The 18842-nt window shown below is 72.0% G+C and carries 20 protein-coding genes; 9 read left to right on the top strand and 11 right to left on the bottom strand.

The window, feature by feature from the left end; all coding sequences use genetic code 11:
* Window positions 1-5: 5 nt before the first annotated feature.
* Genes ACVMLK_RS07390 through wrbA form a run of 3 tightly spaced genes read right to left on the bottom strand, consistent with a single transcriptional unit; the run spans window position 6 to window position 2280 of the window.
* A complete protein-coding gene (locus tag ACVMLK_RS07390; RefSeq protein ID WP_457486026.1) occupies window positions 6-668 on the bottom strand; it encodes an alpha/beta hydrolase in 663 nt (220 codons plus the stop codon).
* Window positions 665-1609 carry a ring-cleaving dioxygenase gene (locus ACVMLK_RS07395; RefSeq protein ID WP_457486027.1) on the bottom strand — a complete coding sequence of 315 codons (945 nt, stop codon included), beginning with the start codon at window positions 1607-1609 and terminating at the stop codon, window positions 665-667. The genes ACVMLK_RS07390 and ACVMLK_RS07395 overlap by 4 nt, the downstream gene beginning before the upstream one ends.
* A gap of 56 nt (window positions 1610-1665) precedes the next feature.
* Window positions 1666-2280 carry an NAD(P)H:quinone oxidoreductase gene (gene wrbA, locus ACVMLK_RS07400; RefSeq protein WP_198366776.1) on the bottom strand — a complete coding sequence of 205 codons (615 nt, stop codon included), beginning with the start codon at window positions 2278-2280 and terminating at the stop codon, window positions 1666-1668.
* 97 nt (window positions 2281-2377) lie between these two features.
* Here wrbA and ACVMLK_RS07405 point away from each other — a divergent pair, with 97 nt between their 5' ends.
* Both ACVMLK_RS07405 and ACVMLK_RS07410 read left to right on the top strand, forming a co-directional pair.
* Window positions 2378-3349, top strand: coding sequence for a LysR family transcriptional regulator (locus ACVMLK_RS07405; protein WP_457486028.1), 972 nt, complete (start codon window positions 2378-2380; stop codon window positions 3347-3349).
* Between the two features lie 40 nt (window positions 3350-3389).
* Entirely contained in the window at window positions 3390-4346 is a 957-nt protein-coding gene (locus ACVMLK_RS07410) for an alpha/beta hydrolase (protein ID WP_457486029.1), read from the top strand.
* Window positions 4347-4374: 28 nt separating this feature from the next.
* On the opposite strand, the gene ACVMLK_RS07415 is transcribed toward ACVMLK_RS07410, so the two are convergent.
* The 4 genes from ACVMLK_RS07415 to ACVMLK_RS07430 form a co-directional block, all read right to left on the bottom strand.
* Window positions 4375-5565, bottom strand: coding sequence for a trans-sulfuration enzyme family protein (locus ACVMLK_RS07415; RefSeq protein ID WP_198366779.1), 1191 nt, complete (start codon window positions 5563-5565; stop codon window positions 4375-4377).
* A 24-nt stretch (window positions 5566-5589) separates the two neighbouring features.
* Window positions 5590-6057, bottom strand: coding sequence for a YybH family protein (locus ACVMLK_RS07420; protein WP_457486030.1), 468 nt, complete (start codon window positions 6055-6057; stop codon window positions 5590-5592).
* 47 nt (window positions 6058-6104) lie between these two features.
* Window positions 6105-7082, bottom strand: a complete 978-nt coding sequence (locus tag ACVMLK_RS07425) for a Bug family tripartite tricarboxylate transporter substrate binding protein (protein ID WP_198366781.1) — start codon at window positions 7080-7082, stop codon at window positions 6105-6107.
* Window positions 7083-7194: 112 nt separating this feature from the next.
* Complete coding sequence (locus ACVMLK_RS07430; protein ID WP_198366782.1) at window positions 7195-7416, bottom strand: hypothetical protein; 222 nt, start codon at window positions 7414-7416, stop codon at window positions 7195-7197.
* 391 nt (window positions 7417-7807) lie between these two features.
* Between ACVMLK_RS07430 and ACVMLK_RS07435 the strand changes: the two genes are divergently transcribed.
* Genes ACVMLK_RS07435 through ACVMLK_RS07450 form a run of 4 tightly spaced genes read left to right on the top strand, consistent with a single transcriptional unit; the run spans window position 7808 to window position 11440 of the window.
* Complete coding sequence (locus ACVMLK_RS07435) at window positions 7808-9403, top strand: ABC transporter substrate-binding protein (protein ID WP_457486031.1); 1596 nt, start codon at window positions 7808-7810, stop codon at window positions 9401-9403.
* Window positions 9404-9408: 5 nt separating this feature from the next.
* Window positions 9409-10389, top strand: coding sequence for an ABC transporter permease (locus ACVMLK_RS07440; protein ID WP_198366784.1), 981 nt, complete (start codon window positions 9409-9411; stop codon window positions 10387-10389).
* Window positions 10386-11213: an ABC transporter permease gene (locus ACVMLK_RS07445; RefSeq protein WP_457486032.1), complete on the top strand. Its 828-nt coding sequence runs from the start codon at window positions 10386-10388 to the stop codon at window positions 11211-11213. The genes ACVMLK_RS07440 and ACVMLK_RS07445 overlap by 4 nt, the downstream gene beginning before the upstream one ends.
* 59 nt (window positions 11214-11272) lie before the next feature.
* Entirely contained in the window at window positions 11273-11440 is a 168-nt protein-coding gene (locus tag ACVMLK_RS07450; protein WP_457486033.1) for a hypothetical protein, read from the top strand.
* A gap of 30 nt (window positions 11441-11470) precedes the next feature.
* Here the strand turns inward: ACVMLK_RS07450 and ACVMLK_RS07455 are convergent, their stop codons facing one another.
* Window positions 11471-12679, bottom strand: a complete 1209-nt coding sequence (locus ACVMLK_RS07455; RefSeq protein WP_198366787.1) for an MFS transporter — start codon at window positions 12677-12679, stop codon at window positions 11471-11473.
* 47 nt (window positions 12680-12726) lie between these two features.
* Between ACVMLK_RS07455 and ACVMLK_RS07460 the strand changes: the two genes are divergently transcribed.
* Together ACVMLK_RS07460 and ACVMLK_RS07465 are read left to right on the top strand one after the other, a co-directional pair.
* Window positions 12727-13152, top strand: a complete 426-nt coding sequence (locus tag ACVMLK_RS07460; RefSeq protein ID WP_457486034.1) for a DbpA RNA binding domain-containing protein — start codon at window positions 12727-12729, stop codon at window positions 13150-13152.
* 166 nt (window positions 13153-13318) lie between these two features.
* Complete coding sequence (locus ACVMLK_RS07465; protein WP_457486035.1) at window positions 13319-14620, top strand: M20/M25/M40 family metallo-hydrolase; 1302 nt, start codon at window positions 13319-13321, stop codon at window positions 14618-14620.
* A gap of 11 nt (window positions 14621-14631) precedes the next feature.
* Here the strand turns inward: ACVMLK_RS07465 and ACVMLK_RS07470 are convergent, their stop codons facing one another.
* From ACVMLK_RS07470 to ACVMLK_RS07480, 3 genes are all read right to left on the bottom strand, one after another.
* Window positions 14632-15402, bottom strand: a complete 771-nt coding sequence (locus tag ACVMLK_RS07470; RefSeq protein WP_198364738.1) for a FadR/GntR family transcriptional regulator — start codon at window positions 15400-15402, stop codon at window positions 14632-14634.
* Window positions 15403-15503: 101 nt separating this feature from the next.
* Window positions 15504-16775: an Nramp family divalent metal transporter gene (locus ACVMLK_RS07475; protein ID WP_198364739.1), complete on the bottom strand. Its 1272-nt coding sequence runs from the start codon at window positions 16773-16775 to the stop codon at window positions 15504-15506.
* A 127-nt stretch (window positions 16776-16902) separates the two neighbouring features.
* Window positions 16903-18474, bottom strand: coding sequence for an ABC transporter substrate-binding protein (locus tag ACVMLK_RS07480; RefSeq protein ID WP_457486036.1), 1572 nt, complete (start codon window positions 18472-18474; stop codon window positions 16903-16905).
* Window positions 18475-18536: 62 nt separating this feature from the next.
* Between ACVMLK_RS07480 and ACVMLK_RS07485 the strand changes: the two genes are divergently transcribed.
* On the top strand, window positions 18537-18842 hold a 306-nt coding region (locus ACVMLK_RS07485), incomplete at its 3' end, for a nucleoside hydrolase (protein WP_457486037.1).

Here is an 18842-nt window from a genome sequence, read left to right on the forward strand (position 1 = left end):
CCGGCTCAGCCGGCGGTGAGCGTCGCGAGCAGGGTCCGGGCCAGCGCCGCCTCCTCCTGGTTCACCCCGTGGAAGCCGCCGGGATAGAGGCGCGTGGTCACGGCGGCGCCCAGGCCCCGCAGATGCGCCTCCGTCTCCAGCACCCGGCGCTCCGGGATATGCGGATCGAGCCGGCTGCAGCCAAGCAGGACCGGCATTCCGGCCAGCGCCTCCTCGCTCGGCACCGGGCCGAGCCGGTCGCCGATCAGCCCGCCGCTGAAGCCGATGGCGGCGCCGAGCGGGGCCCGGCGGCGGGCGAGGAATTCCAGCGCCAGGCAGGCTCCCTGGGAGAAGCCCAGGACCGCCACCTTCTCCGGTGGCAGGCCCGTCCGCGGCAGCACGTCCGCCAGGACCGAGAGCGCCGAGGAGAGCCAGGGCTCGTTGCGCGCCGTGGGCTCGATGAAGCGGTGGGGATACCAGCTGTGGCCCGCCGCCTCCGGCGCCAGCAGCGCCATGCCCGGCGGCGCCAGCTCCCGCCCCAATGCCAGCATGTCCTCCGGCCCGCCGCCGCGCCCGTGCACCAGGATCAGCGCCGCGGCGGCGCTGGCCAGGGGAGCTCCGGCCAGGGCCACCGGCCGGTTGGCATGCGGCCCCGTGCCGCCGGCCAGCAGCCCCGTCCCGCCGCTCATAGCGGCTTCAGCCCCCGCTCGATGGCGGCGCGCTGCGACTCCAGGAAGGGCGGCAGGGAGAGGGTCTCGCCCAGCCGGTCCATCGGCTCGTCGGTCGCGAAGCCCGGACCGTCCGTCGCCAGCTCATAGAGAATGCCCGAGGGCTCACGCACGTAGAGGCTGCGGAACCAGAAGCGGTCCACCGGCCCCGAGGAGCGCAGGCCGAGCTTGGTGTAGCGATCGACCCAGTAGCCATATTCCTCGTCACGCACCCGGAAGGCGACGTGATGCACCCCGCCGGCTCCCGGCGTCGCGCGCGGCAGGTGCGGCTCGACGCGGACGTGAAGCTCCGCCGCGGGGCCGCCCTCGCCCATCTCGAAGACCTGCACCTCCACCGGCTGGGTGTCCCCGGTCCGGTAGGCGCGGCCGCGCCGCATCTGCAGCACCTCCGTCAGGAAGGGCTCGGAGCGCCGCAGGTCCGGCACGCTGATGGTGATCGGGCCGAGGCCACGGATCTGCTCCGCCGCCGGCACCGGGCTCTTCGCCCAGGGGTGGGCCTCCCCGGCGCCGCCATCGTCCAGCAGGGTGAGCCGTTGGCCCTCCGGGTCCTCGAACTCGATCCGCAGCCGGCCGTCGAACTCGCCCAGCGGCCCGGCGCGCACGCCCGCCGCCTCGAGCCGCTTCGCCCAGGCCCGCAGGGCCGCCTCGCCGGAGACGCGCAGCGCGGTCCGGACGATGCTGCCGGTGCCGCGCCGCTCGGGCGGGGCCGGCCAGTCGAAGAAGGTGAGGTCGCTGCCGGGCGAGGCAATGCCATCGGCGTAGAAGAGATGATAGGCGCTGGTGTCGTCCTGGTTCACCGTCTTCTTCACCAGGCGCATGCCCAGCACGCGGGTGTAGAAGTCGTGGTTGCCCGGCGCATCGGCCGAGACGGCGGTCAGGTGATGGATCCCGTGGAGCTGCATGGCAGTCCTCCTGTCCTGAGGTTCCGGGGACGCGGCTGCGCCCCCGGACGGGCCGGCTATCCGGCGCGGCCCTTCACCAGCGCGTTGGTCACCTCGGCGACGTGGCGGCCCTGGAACTTCGCCATCTCCAGCTCGGCCTCGCTCGGCTGGCGCGAGCCGTCGCCATTGGCGATGGTGGTGGCGCCGTAGGGCGTGCCGCCGTTCACCGCGGTGATGTCGGTCAGCCGCTTCTCGCTGTAGGGCAACCCGACCACGACCATGCCGTAGTGCAGCAGGTTGACCATGTTGGAGACCAGCGTGGTCTCCTGCCCGCCATGCTGGCTGGCGGTGGAGGTGAAGACCGAGCCGACCTTGCCCACCAGCTTGTCCTGGAACCACAGCCCGCCGGTCTGGTCGAGGAAGCTCGCCATCTGCGAGGCCATGCGGCCGAAGCGGGTGGGCGTGCCGAGGATGATGGCGTCATAGTCCGGCAGCTCGGCCACGGTCGCGATCGGCGCCGCCTGGTCGAGCTTGAAGTGGGCCGCCTTCGCGACCTCCTCCGGCGCCGTCTCCGGCACGCGCTTGATCACCACCTCGGTCCCCGCCACCTGGCGGGCACCCTCGGCCACGGCCTGCGCCATGGTCTCGATATGGCCGTATGAGGAGTAGTAAAGGACCAGGATCTTGCTCATGCGGGAGAACCCTTTCTCGCTGTGGTCCCAAGGTGCGTTCGCGCGGCGTCGCACTCAAGCGGTTGATGGGAAACCCATCGTTCGTTAGATGGAAACGATGCGGCCGGATATCGAAGCCCTGGCAACCTTCCTGCAGGTGGTGGACAGCGGCACCGTCACCGCCGCCGCCGCCCGTCTCGGCCTCGCCAAATCCGTGGTGAGCAAACGCATCGCGCAGCTCGAGTTGCAGCTCTCGACCAAGTTGCTGAACCGGGCGCCGCGCCAGATGACGCCCACCGAGACCGGCGCCCTGCTGGCGGAACGGGCGCGCGCGGTGCTGGCGCAGCTCGACACCGTCGCCGACGACGTGATGGCGCAGTCGGGCGCCCTGCGCGGGCTAATCCGTCTGGCCGCCCCGCTCAGCTTCGGCGGCGGCGCCCTGAGCCTCGGCCCCGTGATCGCCGGCTTCATGCGGCAATGGCCGCATGTCGAGATCGCCCTCGATCTCGACGACCGGCATGTCGATCTTCTGGGCGGCGGCCACGACCTGGCGCTCCGCACCGGCAGGCTGGTGGATTCCGCGCTGCGCAGCCGCCGCCTCGGCCGCAGCCACCGGGCGCTCTGCTGCAGTCCCGATTACGCGGCGCAGCACGGCCTGCCGGACCGGCTGGAGGCGCTCGCCCAGCACTCCTGCCTGGGCTACGCCAATATCGCCGCCGGCCACCTCTGGCGCTTCGCCCGCAGCGCGGCGCCGGAGGGCGAGGAGCGCTCCCTGGTGCTGCGCGGCCGGCTCACGGCCAATACGGGCGAGGCGCTGATGGACGCGGCCTGCGCCGGCCTCGGGCTGATCGTCCTGCCCACCTTCCTGGTCGCCGACCGGGTGCGGCAGGGGCGGCTCATCCCGGTCCATATCCCCGGCTGGACGCCGGTGTCGGACGACATCCAGCTGGTCTGGCCACCCACCCCCGCCCTGCCGCTCAAGGTGCGGCGGCTGATCGACCATCTCGCCGAGGCCATCCGCGAGCCTTTCGCCTGGGACGAACCCTTCCGCGCGCCGCCCCTCCTGGGCAGCGCCGAAGGCGCGGTGTAAGCCGGATTCCCTCACGCGGCGCAGATCCAGGGAGATGCCGATGATCGCACCCGTCCTGAAGCCCGATGCGGAGCTGGCCGTCGCCCAGGGCCGCCTGAAGGAGGCCGGCGTCAGCAACGGCGATGTGCTGACCCAGCCGATCGCGGAGGCGCGCGCGGCGACGCGGGCCTATCAGCGGTTCCTGAACCAGGGCGGGCCGGCCGTGGAGACCGTCGAGCACCGGCTGGACGGCACCAGCCCGCCCTTGCGACTGCGCCTCTACCGCCCGCGCCAGGACGGGCCGCTGCCGGCCTATCTGCACATCCATGGCGGCGGTTTCGCGGTGGGCGATCTCGACAGCCTCGACCGCTGGAAGCGCGAGATCGCCGACGAGGCGGGCGTCGTCGTCGTCGGTCTCGAATACGCGCTGGCGCCGGAGCATCCCTATCCCACCGCCATCGGGCAGGTGCTGGCGGCGCTGCGCTGGCTGCGCGACGCGGCCGGCGGTTTCGGCATCGACGGCAGCCGGCTCGCCGTCGGCGACGATTCCGCCGGCGGCAACCTGGCGCTCAACGCCCTGCTGCGGCTGCGCGACGCCGGCGAGGCCGGGCCGAGGCTCGGCATCCTCGTCTATGGCATGCTCTCGGCGGAGCACGACACGCCCTCGCACCGGGAGCGTGGCGACGGCCGCTTCGGCCTGTCCACCGCCAAGCTGGACTGGTTCTGGTCGCGATACCTCCCCGATCCGGCGCTGCGGCGGGATGCCGGCGCCGCGCCGCTGCACGCGCGGCTCGCCGGACTGCCGCCGCTGCTGCTGCAGGCCGCCGCGCTCGATCCCCTGCTGGACGACAGCCTGAATCTCGCCAACCGCCTGCAGGAGGCGGGCGTCGAGCACAGGCTCACCGTCTATGAGGGCATGCCGCACGGCTTCATCGGGCAGACGGCGCTGCTGACCCAGGCGAACGCGGCGCGGCGCGAGGTGGTGGCGGCGCTGAAGGAGAGGCTGCGGGCCGGGTGAAAGGGTCGGGCGCCGCGGCCTCGCTTCCTTAGCCTTCCAGCGCCCGCGCCAGGTCCTCGATCAGATCCGCGGAATCCTCGAGTCCCACCGAGAGGCGGAAGGTGCCGCTTCCCGTCCAGGCGCGGTAGGCCTCGGCCCGCGCGCCCTCCAGCCGGAAGGAGGAGCGCAGGATGTCCTCGCTGGGAATATGGAAGAGCAGGCTCTGCGTCTTGCCGAGCGAGACCGCGTAGGTGACGACGCGCAGCCGTTCCGCGAAGCGCCGCGCCAGGGCCTTGTCCTGCGGCGCGGTGAAGCTGACCATGCCTGAGAAATTGCGCATCTGCCGCCGCGCCAGCGCGTGCTGCGGATGGCTCCCCAGCCCGGGCCAGTAGACCTTGCCGATGCGGGGATGCCCCTCCAGGAACTGCGCGACCGCGCGGGCATTGCTCTCATGCAGCGCCATGCGGGCCGGCAGCGTCTCCAGCCCGCGCAGGATCAGCCAAGCGGCGAAGGGGCTGATGGCGCCGCCGTAATGGATCAGGGCGTCCTTGCGGAGCGCATCGACCGGCGCGGCGCGGCCGATCACCGCGCCGCCCAGCGCGTCGCCATGGCCGCAGGCATACTTGGTCAGGGAATGGATCACCCAGTCGGCGCCGAGGGCGAGGGGCCGCGTGGCGATCGGCGTCGCCATGGTGGAATCGACCGACAGCTCGGCGCCGCCGCGATGCGCGATCTCCGCCAGCGCCGCGATGTCGGCCAGGCGCAGGATCGGGTTGGCCGGCACCTCGGCATGCAGCAGCCGGGTCTGCGGCCGCATCGCCGCCGCCACGGCGTCGAGGTCCGACATGTCCACGCTGCTGACCGCCACGCCGTAGCGCGCCAGCGTATCGAGCGCGAATTCGGCGACGCCGGCGTAGCAGACATCGCTGAGCAGCAGATGCGCGCCCGGCTGCAGCCGGTGCAGGAACAGGCCGGTCGCGGCCGCCATGCCGCTGGCGAAGGCGAGCCCCGCCTCCCCGCCTTCCAGCGCGGCCAGGCGCTGTTCCAGCAGCGCCACGGTCGGATTGCCCCAGCGCGTGTAGAAATGCGGCGCGGATTCACCGAGATCCTGGGCGGAGAAGCCCACCGCGTCAGGATCGGTGTGGAAGCTGGTGGCGGCGACCAGCGGCGGCGTGACCGGCGATCCCGCCGCGCGCGGCGGCGCGGCGGCGTGGATGGCCAGAGTGGCGGGGCGCGTCATGCGGGCCTCCCTGCCGGATGCGCCTCAGCTCTTCGCCGGCCTGTCGCCATGCGATACATCGGGCGTGCCGCGGAAGAGCGACATATGGGTATGCGTCGCCACCCAGGGCGCGTCCACCGTCTCCCGCGCCAGGGAGACGGTGGTGCGGCCGGGTCGTTCGAACGGCGTGCCGTCGGGGTGGTATCCGGTGGAATCCCAGATGCCCAGGCCGATGGCGAAGAGACGGTCCGGCGAGACGATCGACCGCACCCCGTCGAGCCGGTAGGTGAAGCCGTCGATCGTGCCCCACACCCTGCGCCACTGGTTCGCCTCGGTTTCCGCCTGGCCGCTGACGAAATCGGTGAAGGTGCCGAAGGCGAGGAAGTCCTCGGCGAAGAGGTGGCGCGCCGCGGCGAAGTCCACCGCGCGCACATGCTCGGCCAGTTCACGGAACCAGTCGCGGACCTTCTCATGGTCGGCGGGGTCGACGGCGGCGGTGGCCTGAACGGGCATGCGAAGGTTCCTGAAGGGGAGGGCCTGGAAGCAGGGTCCGCAGAGGACTACACGGGCTCGAAATTGGCAATCCGCAGCAGCTCGGCGCTGCGCGCCACATCGGCCGCGATGAAGCGCTCCACCTCGTCGATGGATTCCCGCACCGGCTCGAACCCCTGGCCGGCGAGGCGCCGGACCGTCTCCGGCTCATGCATGCCATCGAGGATGGCGGCGTTGAGCTGCAGGGCGATCTCGCGCGGGACGCCACGCGGCGCCCAGACCCCGTACCAGGAATAGAAGGTGAAGCCGGGCAGCCCCGATTCCGCCAGGGTCGGCAATTCGGGCGCCAGCTCGGTGCGCGCCGGCGTCGCGATGCCAAGGCCGCGCACCTGCCCGTCGCGGATCAGCGGCAGCGTGGCCAGGGCCGGATCGAACATCAGCTGGACATTGCCGGCGGCGACATCGGTCAGCGCCGGGGCCGAACCGCGATAGGGCACGATCTCGATGCTAGTGCCCGCGAGGCGGTTGAACTCGATCGAGGCGAGGTGCCCGGCGGCGCCGAGGGAGGAGGTGGCGAAGCTCCACCGCGCCGGCTCGGCCCGGGCGGCGGCGATGGTCTCGGCCAGGGTCTGCTGCGGCAACCGCCTGTCCTGCACCAGCACGCAGGGTCCGCGCGCCGTGCGGGCGATCGGCTGGAAATCGGCGACCGGATCGTAGGGCACCGCCTTCATCACCTGCCGCGCCACGGGATGGATCGAGGCCGATCCCATGATGGTATAGCCATCGGCCGGGGCCTGCAGGACCAGCCCGGCCCCCAGCGTGCCGCTGCCGCCCGAGCGGTTCTCCACCACGACGCCGACCCCCAGGCGCTCCTGCAGCTTCTGGGCGGCGAGCCGCGCCATGGCGTCGGTGGCCGCGCCGGGGGTGTAGGGCACGATCATGCGGAGCGGCCGGTTGGGCCAGCGCCCCTCGGCATGGAGGGCGGGCGCGGAAAGGCCGGCCAGGGCCACCCCTCCCGCGGTCTGCAGCAGGGTACGTCGTTTCATGTCATCTCCTCGGCGGAAAGCGCGGCGAGGACTGGCGTGCCGATATCCTGCACGCGCCGCCCCCGCCGGGAAAAGAGCCTTTCGCCAAGGGCCCTTCGTCGAAGCGAGGCCGTCAGGCGGCGTGGCGAGCCGGCAGGGCCCGGACCAGACGGGCCCTCTGCTGGCGCTCGATCACCAGCCGGGCCACCCGGCCCGCCTCGGCGGGGCTGGCGAAGCGGCCGCCATCGAGATCGTCGACGATCGGATCGATGGCCTTGAAGAACCAGGCGTCATGGGACGCGACGACGACACCGACGAAGCGGCCGCCGACATCGACGGGACGGGAAGCGATCATGGGATATCTCCGGCCGCCGGTCGTGGCGGCTCCTGCGATGGGGAGGGGGATGCGGCGGCGCTCAGCGCCGACAACGCATTCGGCAGGTCTGCTGCCGTCCCGTCCCGCCGCAGGCGGAGCATGGAAGGCGCTTTAGCGTTTGGTGACGCGGTGCAAGCTGCATGGGTCAAATCCCCGCGGGGCGGCGTGACCCGCCCGGTGAACACGGGGCATATTCAACACAATCGAATAGGGTTTGCAAACCCTATTACCATTTTCACTCGCTAATTATCGGTGCAGGTGCCGCTTCGGCGTCCAGACATGCGCGTTTCGCGGTTTGACGACCGGATTCCGTTGAATATAGTCCGCCCCCCTCGCCGCTCGCGGAGCAGAAGCCATGATCCCTCCCGCCATGTCCCGCCGCCTCCTGCTCGCCGGCCTGGGCGCCGCCACCCTTGGAATTCCCTCCCGTATGGCGCTCGCCCAGCCCGCCGCCACGCCGCGCCGCGGTGGCACGCTGACCGCCATCGTGCAGCCCGAGCCGCCGATCCTGGTCTCGGCGCTGAACGCGGGCGCGCCGACCGGCGTGGTCTCGACCAATATCTTCGACGGCCTCTTCACCTACGACTGGGACATGTCGCTGAAGCCCTGCCTGGCGCAGAGCTGGACGCTGGCGGCGGACGGTCTCTCGCTCACCTTCCGCCTGCGGCCGGGCGTGAAGTGGCATGACGGCCAGGACTTCACCGCGGAGGACGTCAAGTTCTCGCTGGAGGAGATCTGGCGGAAGATCCATCCGCGCGGTCGCGCCACCTTCGCCGCCGTCGAGGCCGTCGAGACGCCGGACCCGCTGACCGTCACGCTGCGCCTGCGGCAACCCTCGCCGGTGATCCTGAGCGCGCTCAACGCCTATGAGGCGCAGATCCTGCCCAGGCACATCTATGCGGGCGGCGATGCCCTGGCCAACCCGGCCAACCTGAAGCCGGTCGGCACCGGCCCCTTCCGCTTCCGGGAATGGGTGCGCGGCGAGCACATCATCCTGGAGCGCAACCCGGACTACTGGGATGAGGGCAAGCCCTATCTCGACCGCATCGTCTTCCGCATCGTCCCCGACGCGGCGGCGCGCGCGGCCCTGCTGGAGACCGGGCAGGCGCAGTACGCCCCCTACAGCCCGGTGCCGCTGAGCGACGTGGCGCGGCTGCGCGCCCTGCCCGGCCTCGCCGTCGAGACACGGGGCTACGAATGGATCTCGCCCTGGCTGTTCCTCGAGTTCAACCTGCGCAAGCCGGAGCTCCAGGACCGCCGGGTGCGGCAGGCGATCGCCCATGCCATCAATCGCGACATCATCGCCAAGACCGTCTGGCACGGCTTCGGCAAGCCGGCGGTCTCGACGGTGCCGTCCAGCCTGACGCGGTTCCACAATCCGGACGTGCCGAAGTATCCCTTCGACGTGAAGAAGGCCGAGGCGCTGCTGGACGAGGCCGGCTTCCGTCGTGGCGCGGACGGCATGCGCTTCGCCCTCAGCCACGACTACCTGCCCTATGGCGATGACTACCGCCGCACGGGCGAGTATGTGCGGCAGGCGCTGCGCCGCGTCGGTATCGACCTGACACTGCGCAGCCAGGACACGCCGAGCTACCTGCGCCGTGTCTTCACGGACTACGAGTTCGACATCTCCAGCTCCTGGGCCTCGTCCTTCTCCGATCCTCAGATCGGCGTGCAGCGGCTGTTCTGGTCGAAGGCGATCAACAAGGGCACGCCCTGGACCAATGCCTCGGGCTACAGCAATCCGGAGATGGACCAGGTGATCGAGGCGGCGCAGCGCGCCGTGGACCCGGCCGAGCGCGCCCGCCTGTTCCGCGAGATGCAGGCGCTGGCGGCGACTGACCTGCCCAACCTGCCGCTGATCGAGCTGCACTTCTTCACCGTGCACGCCAAGACCCTGCGCGACGTGGCCACGGGGCCGGACGCCGCCTACTCCTCCCTCAAGCACGCCTGGCTGGAGGGCTGAGCGGCATGGCGGGCGGCGTGGCCTGGCTGGCCGCACGGCGGCTGGTGCAGGCGGTGCCGGTGCTGTTCGGGGTGGTGCTGGTGAACTTCCTGCTGATGCAGGCGGCGCCCGGCGATCTGGCCGATGTGCTGGCCGGCGAACAGGGCGCGGCGACGCCGGAGATGATGGCGGAGCTGCGCGCCCGCTTCGGCCTCGACCAGCCCGTCTGGATGCAGTTCCTGCACTATCTCGGCAATGTCGTCACCGGCGATCTCGGCCATTCCCACCGCCTCGGCCTGCCGGTGCTGACGCTGATCCTGGAGCGCCTGCCGGCGACGCTGCTGCTGATGGTGCCCGCCATCCTGCTCGCCTCCGGCAGCGGCATGCTGCTCGGCGGCCTTGCCGCGCGGCGCGCGGGAAGCTGGCTCGACGGGATCATCTCGGCCGGCGTGCTGCTGGCCTATGCGACGCCGCTCTTCTGGGTCGGGCTGATGGGCATCGTGCTGTTCGGCGTCCGGCTGCAGTGGCTGCCGGTGGGCGGCATGCGCGACCCCGGCGCCGATCTGTCGGGCCTCGCCCTGGCGCTGGACACGGCGCGGCACATGGTGCTGCCGGTCTGCACCCTCTCGCTCTTCTACGCCGCGCTCTATGCCCGGCTGATGCGCGCCTCGATGCTCACGGCGCTGAAGCAGGACTATGTCCGCACCGCCCGCGCCAAGGGCCTCTCGCCCTGGCAGGTCGATGCGGTGCATGCCGGCCGCAACGCCCTGCTGCCGGTGCTGACCATGGTGGGGCTGCAGGCCGGCGCGCTGATCGGCGGCGGCGTGCTGGTGGAGACGGTCTTCTCCTGGCCTGGCCTCGGGCGCCTCGCCTTCGACGCCATCCTGCGGCGCGACCTCAACCTGCTGCTCGGCATCGTGCTGGCCAGCTCGGTCACGGTGGTGCTGGTGAACTTCCTGGTCGATCTGCTCTATGGCCTGGCCGACCCGCGGGTGCGCGCGGCATGAGCCGAGGGTGGAGGCTGCTGCTCACCCCGCACGGGCTGATCGGCCTGCTGCTGGTGCTGGGGCTCGGCGCCATGGCGCTGGCCGCGCCCTGGCTCTACCCCGACGACCCGCTGGACATGGTCGCCACGCCCAGCCTCTGGCCCGGCCAGGACCCGGACTACTGGCTCGGCACCGACCTGATGGGGCGCGACCTGGCGAGCGGCATCTTCCACGGCGCCCGCGTCTCGCTGCTGGTGGGGCTCTCGGCGGCGGCGGTGTCGCTCACCATCGGCACGGCGGTCGGTGCGCTCGCCGGCTTCCTCGGCGGCCGGGCGGAGATGCTGCTGATGCGGCTGACCGAGGTGTTCCAGACCATGCCGCCCTTCCTCTTCGCCATCGCCGTGGTGGCGGTGCTGGGACCGTCCATCGGCCATGTCATCCTGGCGATCGGCCTCACCTCCTGGCCGGGCATCGCCCGGCTGGCGCGGGCCGAGGTCATGGCGGTGCGGGCGCGCGACTTCGTCGATGCCGCGCTCTGCTGCGGCGCCTCCAGCAGCCGCCTGCTGCTGGCCCATGTGCTGCCGAACGCCCTGTCGCCGATCCTGGTCACCGCCTCGGTGCTGATGGCCACCGCCATGCTGACCGAGGCGGGGCTCTCCTTCCTCGGCCTCTCCGATCCCAACCTGGTGAGCTGGGGCTCGATGATCGGCGCCGGGCGCGAGGCGCTCCGCACCCACTGGTACATGGCCGCGGTGCCGGGCGTGGCCCTGGCCCTGGCGGTGCTGGGGCTGAACCTGCTGGGCGACGTGGTGGACGACATCCTGGACCCTCGCCGGGAGGGCTGAGGCAACCCTGCCTGTGCCGTGCCGGTTGATCCCCGGTCACCGTAGGAAGGAGCACCGGCATGGCCGACGATCCGAAGACACCGCCCAAGGATGCGCCGAAGCTCGGCAAGTTGACCGGGATGATGACCGGCCACAGCACCAAGGACGCGGAGACCACGCGCCCGGGCGACAAGACGACGGGTCCGGGGGAGCAGGGCAACCTGCTGAAGAACCAGAAGGAGAAGTGAGCGGGCGGGGGCGGGCGATCCGCCCCCCCCTCAGCCGGCCGCCACGGCTCCGGCCGGAATTTCCTCGCGGGTCTCGGGCATGGCGAGCCAGGCGAGGAGGGTGCAGAGCAGGCCGATCACCGCCAGCAGAGCGAAAGCCGCGCCCGACCCGATCCAGACCGCCACCAGGCCGGCCATCGTCGTGCTCAGCGTCCCGCCGACCCCGACGGCCAGGCCGAAGATGCCCATGCAGAGATTGAAGTGGTTGGTGCCGCGCGTCAGGTCGGAGGCGATCAGCGGCAGCATGACGCCGAGCGCGGCGGCGCTGATGCCGTCCAGCGCCTGGATGAAGACCAGGCCGGCCGGCTGATCGACCAGCGCCAGCAGGAGGCCGCGCAGGGGCAGCATGGCGAAGCCGATGATCAGCACGATCCGCCGGCCCCGCAGCTCCGCCACCCGGCCGACCCAGGGCGAGATCGCGGCCACCACGAGCTGCGGCACCACGATGCTCGCCGCGATGATCAGGTTGGCCTCGTCGCCGGCGTGCCGGGTGGCCATGCTGCCGGCGAGCGGCAGCATGGCGGCGTTGGAGAGCGTGAAGAGCATGGCGCAGGCGGCGAAGATGAAGACGCCGCGCTGCTGCAGCAGGGGCCAGATCCGCGAGCGCTCGCCGCTGCTGGACTGCGCGGCGGCGATGGCGGCCGCCATGTCCCGCTCCCGGATGAAGGCGAGGGAGATCAGGCTGGGCACGGTCAGCGCCGCGGTCATCCAGAAGACCGCGGCGCTGGAGAGATAGGTGCCGATCAGCCCCATGCCGCCCGCCGCGACGGCGCCGCCGAGCGAGGCGAAGCGGGCATTGCGCCCGAGCCGCTCGCCCAGCGCCTGTCGGCCGACCAATGCGAGGCTGATGGCGGCGATCGCCGGCGTCAGCACGCAACTCGCCACCCCGTGCAGGATCTCGGACAGCAGCACCGGCAGCGTGGCCGGCCAGGCGGCGAGCAGCACCGCGGAGGCGGCGATGCCCAGCAGCGCCAGCGCCGCCGCGCGCCGCTTGTGCCGGGTGGCATCGACCAGGGCCCCGGCGGGGACCTGGCTGAGCATGGTGGTCAGCGTGCCGAGGCTGAGCGCGAAGCCGATCTCGACCTCGGTCCAGGCCTGCGTGGTGAGATAGACGGCGACGAAGGGGCCGAAGCCGGTCTGAACATTCGCCATGAAGAAGTTCAGACCGTCGAGACCCCGCAGGCTGGCTTTGCTCGCCATGGCGCGTCAGCCCGGCCTGCCACCGGGCTCCGCTGGACTGGTCTGTGGTGGCGGCGTGGCGGCCGGCGGCGCTGCGGGAGGGGCCGCGTCCTGCGAGGGCGTGGCGCCAGTGCGAGCGTCACCCGGCGGCGCCGCGCCGCCCGGCGCGGGAGCGCGGCGCCGCGCCGCTCGGCGAGGGCGTCTGGTTCCGCATCAATGTCGGCCGCGACAATCGCGCCGATCCGCGCTGGATCCTGCCCCTCCTGTGCCGCCGCGGCCAGGTGCAGCGGGATGACATCGGCCGCATCCGCATCCTCGGGCGCGAGACGCAGTTCGAGGTGGCGGGTCATGCCGCCGGCCGCTTCGCCGAGGCCGCGCGGCGTCCGGACGCGGACGAGCCGCATATCCGCGTCGAGCCGATGACGGGGGGGAATCGTTTCGTTCCCCATCGACCGGGCGGCATAGAACGGAGCCGGCGCCCCTATCCCCGGTAATTGGCGAAGCTTCGGTCTTCGCGTCGGTTGGTCAAGTTCCCGTGCGAGCAAGGCAGCGTGACTGCTGCGATCTCCTGACCTTTGATAAGGCAGGGTCCGGGAGGGCCCGCCGCCACCATCGGGGATGCAGGCCGCCTTTCCGCGAGCAGGGAATGGGGCGGCCTGGATGCCCTGGGATGACACTACCGACATCCTGACCAACGACAGGAGCATCGACCGCCTGAGTCTCGCCGCGCCCCTGCTCGGCGCCACCGGCTGGATCGACATGCTCTCGCGCCTGGTCGCCGTGGACACCGCGCCGGCGGCGGACCGAGGCTGCGAGCTCTTCTGCGACACCCTGCGCGACCTCTTCGCTCCCCTGGGGTTCGGGCTGCGCCGGGTGGAGACGCCGGAGGCGCTCTGCCCGCGTGGCCCCGTCATCAGCCTGCTCGGCGCGCGGCGGACCGGGCATCCCGCCTGCACCATCCACCTGCCCATGGACACCGCGGCGGCCGGCACGGGCTGGACGCGGGAGCCCCTGGCCCTGACGCGGCAAGGGAACCGGCTCTACGGTCTTGGCACCACCCGTTGCAAAGGCGCCATCGCCGCGCTCTGGGCGGCGCTGCGGGCGGCCGATGCCGTGGGCCTCGGGCTGCGCCACGACCTCGTGCTCGCCTTCACCGCCGATCACGGGGAGCAGCGCCATGCCGGGCTGCGGCACATGGCGGGGCAGGGCCTGCTGGAAGGGCACCTGCTCGCCCTGGATGGTCTCGCGGCGCCGCAGATCTGGGCGGGCGCCCTGGGCGCGCTGGAGTACGAGATCCGCATCAGCCCTGAACAGGCCCCAGGGAAGGCCCCTGGGCAGGCCCCTGGGCAGGCCCTTGGCGGTTCCCCGGCCGAGGCGGGGGGGCCGGTGCTCGGCCGGCTGATGGCGCTGCGCGAGGAGGTCGCCGCCCGGCGCTCCACCATTCCCGCCCCGCCCGAGCGGGAAGGCGAGCCGCTGCTGCGGCCCAGCCTGCGCATCGTTTCCGTGCGCGCCAGCGAGGGCCGGCGCGGCGGCCTGCCATCCTGCACGATCACGGTGCTGCGCCGCTTCACCGCGGAGGAGGGCCATCATGCCGCCCTGGCGGAGCTGAGCGCGGCGCTGCGCGATGCGCCGGCGGGCGTGACGCTGACCGGGCGGGTGTTGCGACACATGGAACCGGTGGCCGAACCCGATCGCGGCGCCCATGCCGGCCGCTGGCAGCAGGCGCTGGGATGGGGCTTCGGCTTCCGGCAGGAGGCTTTCCGGCGCTGGGGCAGCCTCGCCCCCTCGCCCCTGGGCTTCGTCCAGCAGGCGGGCCTGGAAGAGATCCTGATGGGTGGGCTGTCACGACGCGGGCAATTGCCGCGGGCGCCGGATGAATTCACCACCATTGAGGATGTGGAGGCGCTGGGCCGCAGCCTCCTGGCCTATCTGGCCGACCTGCCGGTCATTCCGCGCGACTGACGGTCCGCGCCTCAGCCCGCGGCGGCGGCGAGCTGGCCCGCGAGCTTGGCATAGCGGTCGCGGCTGGCGGTCAGGTGGCGGCGCATCGCCGTGCGCGCCTCGGCGGCCTTGCCGGCGACGATCGCGGCCGTGATGCGCTCATGTTCCTCCTGGACCCGCTGCAGATAGGCGGTGCGGGCCTCGGCATCCTCCAGCTGGGGCCGCACCGTCTGGCGCGGGATGAGCATGGGGCCGAGGAATTCCAGGAAGCGGGGAAAGAAGCTGTTGCCGGTGGCGGCGAAGACGGCCCGGTGGAAGTCGAGGTCCTGGCGCACGGCACCCTCGCCCGCCTCCACCGCGCGGTCGAATGCGGCCGCAGCGGCGGTCAGGCGCTCCATCGCTTCCCTGTCCCGCCGCTCGGCGGCGAGGCCCGCGGCCTCCGTCTCGATGGCGATGCGCAGCTCGATCACCTGCAGGATGTCGGTGAGGGAGCGCATCTCGCCCGGATCGATGCGCACCTGGCCACGCGTGGAAGGGTCGGCGACGAAAGCGCCGACGCCCTGGCGGGTCAGCACCAGCCCCTCCGCCCGCAATGCCGCGACGGCCTCGCGGACCACGGTGCGGGAGACGCCGGCCTGGCGCATCAGCGCCTGTTCGGTCGGCAGCCGATCCCCGGGCCGCAGGTGTCCGGCGCGGATCTCGGCGGCCAGCCGGCGGACCAGTTCCGCCGTCAGGTTGGCGGGTGGGGCCAGGGGAGAGAGGGCGATGCCCTGCACCGGCTTGGTTCCGTTCCCCGCATCCATCTCGCTCGGCTCCCTCGCTGACTTCGCGACCCCTCCCGCAGGAGCCCGAACCTCATTGGTCATATTACCAGACGAGGCGACGATCCGCGAGCATGCCGGGATCAGGTGAGGAAGTTCACGATCTCCGTGCCCGCGAGGATCAGGAACAGGATGGCGGACAGCAGCAGCAGGCCATTGCTCAGCCAGCCGTTGCGCCAGGCCTGCGGGACGCGGTGCGAGTTCAGCAGCCAGAGCAGCGTGAGCGCCAGGAAGGGCATGAAGAGGGCGCCGAGCGCGCCGAAGGCGATGACCAGGGCGAAGGGACGGTCGAGAAAGAGCAGCGAGATGGGCGGGAAGGTCAGCCAGAAGAGGTAGGCGCGGAAGGCCCAGCTCCGCTCCAGCTCGGCCTCCTCCGGGTTCTGGCCGCGCACCCGCGCCACGAAGTCCGCGAAGAGCACGCTGACGCCGTGCCAGACGCCCAGGATGGAGGAGAAGGTGGTGGCGGCGAAGCCGATCAGGAACATCGTGGCCACGAAGGGGCCGAGGCGCTCGCGCAGCACGTCGTCGAGGTCGAGCAGGCCGCGGTCACCGCCGCGCAGCGCGATGCCGCTGTTGTAGAGCAGTTCGGCGCCGACGATCATCATGGCGACGACGAAGATGCCGGTGGTGATGTAGCCGATCTGGTTGTCGAAGCGCATCATCGGGATCCAGCCCGGCGTCCGCCAGCCCTTCGCGTTCACCCAGTAGCCATAGGAGGCGAGGGTGATGGTGCCGCCGACCCCGCCGATCAGCCCCAGCGTGTAGATCGCCGCGCCCTCGGGCAACCGCGGGATCAGGCCGGAGAGCGCGTTCGGGATGTTCGGGGCGACCAGCACGGCGAGCGAGACCACGGTGACGAACATCAGGGCGATGAAGAACTTCATCACCCGCTCGAACACCGCATACCGGTTGAGCGCCACGAAGAGGAAGCCGAGCAGGCCGGAGACGATGGCCCAGCCGCGTATATCGAGGACGGGAAACAGCGCCGCCAGGGCGAGGCCGGTGGAGGACATCGCCGTGGCGCCGTAGACGAAGCCCCAGATCACGACGTAGAGCAGGAAATAGACCGAGGTCCAGGCGCCGAGGTCGCGCCAGCCCTCGAACAGCGTGCGCCCGGTGGCGAGGTGCCAGCGCCCCACGCCCTCGGCCATGGCGATCTTGACGACGCAGCCGAGCACGGCCGCCCAGAGCAGCGTGTAGCCGAAGCGGTTGCCGGCGATCAGCGTCGCGACCAGGTCGCCGGCGCCCACCCCGGTGACGGCGACGACGACGCCCGGCCCCACCATGCGCCAGCGCGCGAGCCCGGTGGGCGCCACGCCCTCCTCGCCGCGCGCCGCGGCACTGCCCTGGGTCATGATCCTCGCTCCCCTTTCCGCGGTCCCGCCCGGCGAGACCGCCCGGCGGGACCGCTTGGCAACACGAGCCGGCCGCCGGGGTTGCGGCCGGGCGGCGAGCGCCGGCCGGGGCCGCTCCGCCCGTCTCTCAGCGCGCCAGACCGACGCTGGTCGCGAGGGTCATCTCGTCCGTGCGCGCCTCGTAGGTGACGCCCTTCCGCATCGCCCAGGTATTGACCTGGAAGTAGAGCGGGATCAGCGCCGTCTGGTCGCGGATGGCGGCGCGCGTCGCCTGCTGTGTCAGCCGCTCGCGCTCGGCATTGTCCATCGTCTGCCGCGCCTTCTGGATCAGCCCGTCGATGTCGGTGTTGCTGAAGCGGCCGCGATTGGCGGTGCCGAGGCCCAGCGTGGTGTTCCAGCTGTGGATCTGCGTCTCCAGCATGCCGAGCACCTCGGGATTGGGCGAGAAGCCGGCGAGGTTCACCGAGTACCGGAGCTGCGCCGCCTCGGAGAGCCAGACCCCGCGCGGCCGCGTCTCGACCGTCGCCACCAGCCCGAGGCGGGTCCACATCTGCGCGATGGCCTGCACCACCTGCTCGTCGTTGACGAAGCGGTCGTTCGGCCCGTTCACCTGCACGGCGAAGCCCTGCGGATGGCCGGCCTCGGCCAGCAGCCTCCTGGCCCCCTCGAGGTCATAGGGCTGCGGCTTCAGATCCGGCGAGGTGCCGAAATATCCCTCCGGCCCGAGGTCTCCGGCCGGCAGGCCCTGGCCCTGCAGGATGCGGCTCACCAGCGCTTCCCGGTTGATCGCCATCGACAGGGCACGGCGCACGCGGGCGTCGCGCAGCGGATTGGCGATCGGGCCGCCGTCGCGGGCGCGGACATGCGGGCTGTCCTCGCGGTCGCTGTCGAGCGTCAGGAAGAGCAGGCGGTTGGACGGGCTCTGCGCCACGGTGAAGCGGGCATCGGCGGCGAAGGTCCTGTACTGGTCGGGCGGGACGATCTCGATCAGGTCGACATCCCCCGCATTCAGCGCCGCGGTGCGCGCGCCGGCATTGGCGAGCGGCCTGAACTCGACCCGCGACCAGGCCGGGGCGGGGCCGGCGAAGCCGGCGCTGCGCTCCACCACCAGCGGACTGCCCGGCTGCCACGAGACATGGCGGTAGGGGCCGGTGCCGATCATCGCCTTGCCGGAATTGTAGTCGGCCGTCGTGGCGCCCTCGCCATGCTTCCTCGAGACGATCATGACGAGGGAGAGGTAGTTCGGCAGCAGCGGCGTCGGCTGCGCGGTGCGGATGCGGATCGTCTGCGCGTCCACGGCCTCCACCGCCTGGATGGGACGGGTGTAGACGCGGAAGGAGGAGGGCGAGTTCGGCACGTCGCCGGCGCGGCCCAGGGTGAAGGCCACGTCCTCCGCCGTCACCGGCGCGCCGTCATGGAAGCGGGCGCGTGGGTCGAGCCGGAATTCCCAGGTCAGGTCGTCGACGGCGCGCCATTCGGAGGCGATGGCGGGCCGCAGCGCCTGGCGGTGGTCCTGCTGCACCAGCGGCTGGAAGACATGCCGGCTGTAGGCGATGTTGGTGATGATGCTGGCATAGTGCGGGTCGAGGCTGGTCGGGCCGGATTCCATGCCGATCCGCAGCAGCTCCTGCGCCGAGGCGCCGGTGGCGGGCGTGGCGGCCAGGGCGGCCGCGAGCAGGAGGTCGCGGAGGCGGGGCATCGGTCGGGTCTCTCGCTGCGTCGGGCGGGCGGGCCGGGTGGCCCGGGGCGGGGCAAACTGGCATGCTGCGCCGCCCGCCGCAACGAAGCCGGCCGTTCCGAAGCAGGACCATCCACGCCCATGCCCGAGGCTTCCCTCCCGCCGCCTCCCGCCACGACCGGCCGGCGCCCCGGCGCCATCGCGCCGACCTCGCCCGGGGGCCGGCGGTGAGCCGCGCGGTCCTCATCGACTGTGACCCGGGAACGGACGATGCCGTCGCGCTCTGGCTGGCCCTGGCCTCGCCGGAGCTGGACCTGCGGCTGGTCACGGTGGCGGGCGGCAATGTCGGGCTGGAGCGCACCCTGCCCAATGCGCGCGCGGTGCTCGGC

The organism is Teichococcus aerofrigidensis (genome assembly GCF_054073225.1).

Coding starts and splice junctions, on each gene's coding strand:
- ACVMLK_RS07390 (WP_457486026.1), bottom strand. CDS start 668: ATGAGCGGCGGGACGGGGCTGCTGGCCGGCGGCACGGGGCCGCATGCC.
- ACVMLK_RS07410 (WP_457486029.1), top strand. CDS start 3,390: ATGATCGCACCCGTCCTGAAGCCCGATGCGGAGCTGGCCGTCGCCCAG.
- ACVMLK_RS07475 (WP_198364739.1), bottom strand. CDS start 16,775: ATGACCCAGGGCAGTGCCGCGGCGCGCGGCGAGGAGGGCGTGGCGCCC.
- wrbA (WP_198366776.1), bottom strand. CDS start 2,280: ATGAGCAAGATCCTGGTCCTTTACTACTCCTCATACGGCCATATCGAG.
- ACVMLK_RS07480 (WP_457486036.1), bottom strand. CDS start 18,474: ATGCCCCGCCTCCGCGACCTCCTGCTCGCGGCCGCCCTGGCCGCCACG.
- ACVMLK_RS07435 (WP_457486031.1), top strand. CDS start 7,808: ATGTCCCGCCGCCTCCTGCTCGCCGGCCTGGGCGCCGCCACCCTTGGA.
- ACVMLK_RS07455 (WP_198366787.1), bottom strand. CDS start 12,679: ATGGCGAGCAAAGCCAGCCTGCGGGGTCTCGACGGTCTGAACTTCTTC.
- ACVMLK_RS07430 (WP_198366782.1), bottom strand. CDS start 7,416: ATGATCGCTTCCCGTCCCGTCGATGTCGGCGGCCGCTTCGTCGGTGTC.
- ACVMLK_RS07470 (WP_198364738.1), bottom strand. CDS start 15,402: ATGGATGCGGGGAACGGAACCAAGCCGGTGCAGGGCATCGCCCTCTCT.
- ACVMLK_RS07395 (WP_457486027.1), bottom strand. CDS start 1,609: ATGCAGCTCCACGGGATCCATCACCTGACCGCCGTCTCGGCCGATGCG.
- ACVMLK_RS07425 (WP_198366781.1), bottom strand. CDS start 7,082: ATGAAACGACGTACCCTGCTGCAGACCGCGGGAGGGGTGGCCCTGGCC.
- ACVMLK_RS07420 (WP_457486030.1), bottom strand. CDS start 6,057: ATGCCCGTTCAGGCCACCGCCGCCGTCGACCCCGCCGACCATGAGAAG.
- ACVMLK_RS07445 (WP_457486032.1), top strand. CDS start 10,386: ATGAGCCGAGGGTGGAGGCTGCTGCTCACCCCGCACGGGCTGATCGGC.
- ACVMLK_RS07405 (WP_457486028.1), top strand. CDS start 2,378: ATGCGGCCGGATATCGAAGCCCTGGCAACCTTCCTGCAGGTGGTGGAC.
- ACVMLK_RS07465 (WP_457486035.1), top strand. CDS start 13,319: ATGCCCTGGGATGACACTACCGACATCCTGACCAACGACAGGAGCATC.
- ACVMLK_RS07415 (WP_198366779.1), bottom strand. CDS start 5,565: ATGACGCGCCCCGCCACTCTGGCCATCCACGCCGCCGCGCCGCCGCGC.
- ACVMLK_RS07440 (WP_198366784.1), top strand. CDS start 9,409: ATGGCGGGCGGCGTGGCCTGGCTGGCCGCACGGCGGCTGGTGCAGGCG.
- ACVMLK_RS07450 (WP_457486033.1), top strand. CDS start 11,273: ATGGCCGACGATCCGAAGACACCGCCCAAGGATGCGCCGAAGCTCGGC.